Origin of the sequence: Albidovulum sp. (assembly GCF_008933605.1) — a bacterium.
GTDB lineage: Bacteria > Pseudomonadota > Alphaproteobacteria > Rhodobacterales > Rhodobacteraceae > Albidovulum.
Window position 1 is genome coordinate 1 of sequence record NZ_WBUS01000256.1, and the last position, 2,750, is coordinate 2,750.

Consider the following 2,750-nt stretch of genomic DNA (forward strand, 5'->3'; position numbering starts at 1 on the left):
CGGGTGCGGTCTCGGGCGCTGTCTCGGGCGCGGCCGCCTCGGGCGGGGTCGCCTCGGGTGCGGCGGTCTCCGACCCAACGGCCGCCGGGGACGCTTCGGGCGCCTGCCCGCCGGCGTCCGAGGGCGCGACGGCGCCGGCATCGGCCAGCCTCTCCGGCGTGCTTACCGGTGCCATCAGCGACACGCCGGCAAGTCCCGCCGCCGATGCGACAACCCCAACGAGAAGTCCGAAAAGATAACCTCTGCCCACGTCTGCCTCCGACGCCTTGCCTCTTTCGTCCGCTTCTTGCCTTGACCCGGCCGCGCGGCTCTGACCATGTATAGCCCGACACGCGGGCGTGATCACCCCCAGATTGCGCCAAAGGCCGCGCCGAAGGGCGCAAAGGCGGGACTATGCTGCTTCTGATCGACAACTACGACAGCTTTACCTACAACCTCGTCCATTATCTGGGCGAGCTTGGTGCCGATGTGGTGGTCCACCGCAACGACGCGCTGAACGTGCAGGAGGCGATGGAGCTGAGGCCCGCGGCCATCGTGCTCTCGCCCGGGCCCTGTGATCCGGCGCAGGCGGGCATCTGCCTCGCGCTGACCGCCGCCGCGGCGGAGACGCGGACACCGCTCCTCGGCGTCTGCCTCGGCCACCAGGCGATCGGCGAGGCCTTCGGCGGCAAGGTCGTGCGCTGCCATGAGATCGTGCACGGAAAGATGGGGACGATCCACCATTCCGGCAAAGGCGTCTTCGCCGGCCTGCCCTCGCCTTTCCAGGCCACCCGCTACCACTCGCTCGTGGTGGACCGCGCCACCCTGCCCGACTGCCTGGAGGTCACCGCCTGGCTCGACGACGGCACGATCATGGGGCTGCGCCACCGCGAACTGCCGATCGAAGGCGTGCAGTTCCACCCCGAATCGATTGCCTCGGAACATGGGCACCGGATGCTCAGGACCTTCCTCGAAAGCGCAGGGGTGCCCCTGACGGTGCCCGCGTGAGCGACGACCTGCGCCCCCTCATCGGGCTTGCCGCCGAGCGGCCCCTGACGGGCGCCGAAGCCGAGCGCGCCTTCGAGGCGCTCTTCGAGGGCGCCGCAACGCCCTCGCAGATGGGCGGCTTCCTGATGGCGCTGAGGACCCGCGGCGAGACCGTGGACGAGATTGCCGCCGCGGCGCGGGTCATGGTGTCGAAGTGCAACCGGGTGCGCGCGCCCGAGGGGGCCATCGACATCGTCGGCACCGGCGGTGACGGCAAGGGCACGCTCAACATCTCCACCGCCACGGCCTTCGTCGCGGCGGGCGCGGGCGTCGTCGTCGCCAAGCACGGCAACCGCAACCTCAGTTCGAAATCGGGGGCGGCCGATGCCCTGACGCAGCTTGGCATCAACGTGATGATCGGACCGGAAGCGGTTGAGAAGGCTATCGAAAGCTGCGGCATCGGATTCATGATGGCGCCGATGCACCACCCCGCGATCCGCCACGTTATGCCCACGCGGGCGGAACTTGGCACCCGCACGATCTTCAACCTCCTCGGCCCGCTGACGAATCCCGCCGGCGTCAAGCGCCAGCTGACCGGCGCCTTTGCCCGTGCCTGGATCAGGCCGATGGCGGAAACGCTCGCCGCCCTCGGCTCCGAGGCCGCCTGGCTCGTCCACGGCGCCGACGGCACCGACGAAATCTCGATCTGCGGGCCGACCTGGGTCGCGGCGCTTGAGAACGGCGCGGTGCGCGAGTTCGAACTGCACCCCGAGGAAGCGGACCTGCCGGTCCATCCGTTCGAGGCAGTCCTCGGCGGCAGCCCGGAGGAGAACGCGGCGGCGTTCCGCGCCCTGCTCGACGGGGCCGGGGGGGCCTACCGTGACGCGGTTCTCCTGAACGCCGCGGCGGCGCTCGTGGTCGCGGACAAGGCCGCCGACCTCAAGGAAGGCGTCGCCATGGCGCGCGAGAGCATCGACAGCGGCCGGGCCAGGGCGAAGGTCGCGGCGCTGGCGCTTGCGACCGCGGGGGCATGATCCCCGCGGCCTGGGCCCACCTGCCCTTCTTCACCCGCGACTGGCCCGGAATCGAGGCCCGGCTCGCGGCCGATCCGGGTCCCGTCTTTCCGCCCCGCCACCGCATCTTCGCCGCGCTCGACGCCTGCGCGCCGGCCGCGGCGCGGGTCGTGATCCTCGGCCAGGACCCCTACCACACGGCCGGCAAGGCGGATGGGCTGGCCTTCTCGATACCCGCGGAATTTCCCGGGAGGCTGGACAGCCTTGGCAACATCTTCAAGGAGTTGGAGGACGATCTTGGAGTCCGGCGGGGAGATACGGATCTCGGAGACTGGGCGCGGCAGGGCGTGCTTCTGCTCAACACCGCGCTCAGCGTGCCGGAGGGACGGCCCGGCGCCCACGGGCGGATCGGCTGGGACCGGCTCGTGGCCGAGGTCCTCGCAGAGCTAGACCGGGCGCCCCGCGCCTTCCTCCTCTGGGGCGGTCCGGCGCAGAAGGTCGCCGCGCGCCACCTGCGCCGGGCGCACCATCTCAGGATCGAGACGGCGCATCCCTCGCCGCTGTCCGCGCACCGGGGCTTCTTCGGCTCCCGCCCGTTCAGCCGGGTGAATGGCTGGCTCGAGGCGCGCGGCGACAGTGCGGTCGCTTGGGTCTGAGCGCCTCGGGGGGGCGAGGCCGCCCGTGGCACTTCCGCAACCAGGAAACAGGGGCTTTTCCCATGTGCCGGGGGGGGATAAGAGGGGCCATGGACATTCTCGAGAAGATCAAGCG

3 protein-coding genes are annotated in these 2,750 nt (G+C 70.9%); all 3 read left to right on the top strand.

Going from position 1 to position 2,750, the window contains the following annotated elements; all coding sequences use genetic code 11:
- Nucleotides 1-393 precede the first annotated feature (393 nt).
- Genes F9K34_RS18420 through F9K34_RS18430 form a run of 3 tightly spaced genes read left to right on the top strand, consistent with a single transcriptional unit; the run spans nt 394 to nt 2,635 of the window.
- On the top strand, nt 394-987 hold the full coding sequence (locus F9K34_RS18420; protein ID WP_291338557.1) for an anthranilate synthase component II: 594 nt from the start codon (nt 394-396) through the stop codon (nt 985-987).
- On the top strand, nt 984-2,000 hold the full coding sequence (gene trpD / locus F9K34_RS18425) for an anthranilate phosphoribosyltransferase (RefSeq protein WP_291338558.1): 1,017 nt from the start codon (nt 984-986) through the stop codon (nt 1,998-2,000). The genes F9K34_RS18420 and trpD overlap by 4 nt, the downstream gene beginning before the upstream one ends.
- Nucleotides 1,997-2,635 carry a uracil-DNA glycosylase gene (locus F9K34_RS18430; protein WP_291338559.1) on the top strand — a complete coding sequence of 213 codons (639 nt, stop codon included), beginning with the start codon at nt 1,997-1,999 and terminating at the stop codon, nt 2,633-2,635. Before trpD ends, F9K34_RS18430 begins: the two co-directional genes overlap by 4 nt.
- Nucleotides 2,636-2,750 lie beyond the last annotated feature (115 nt).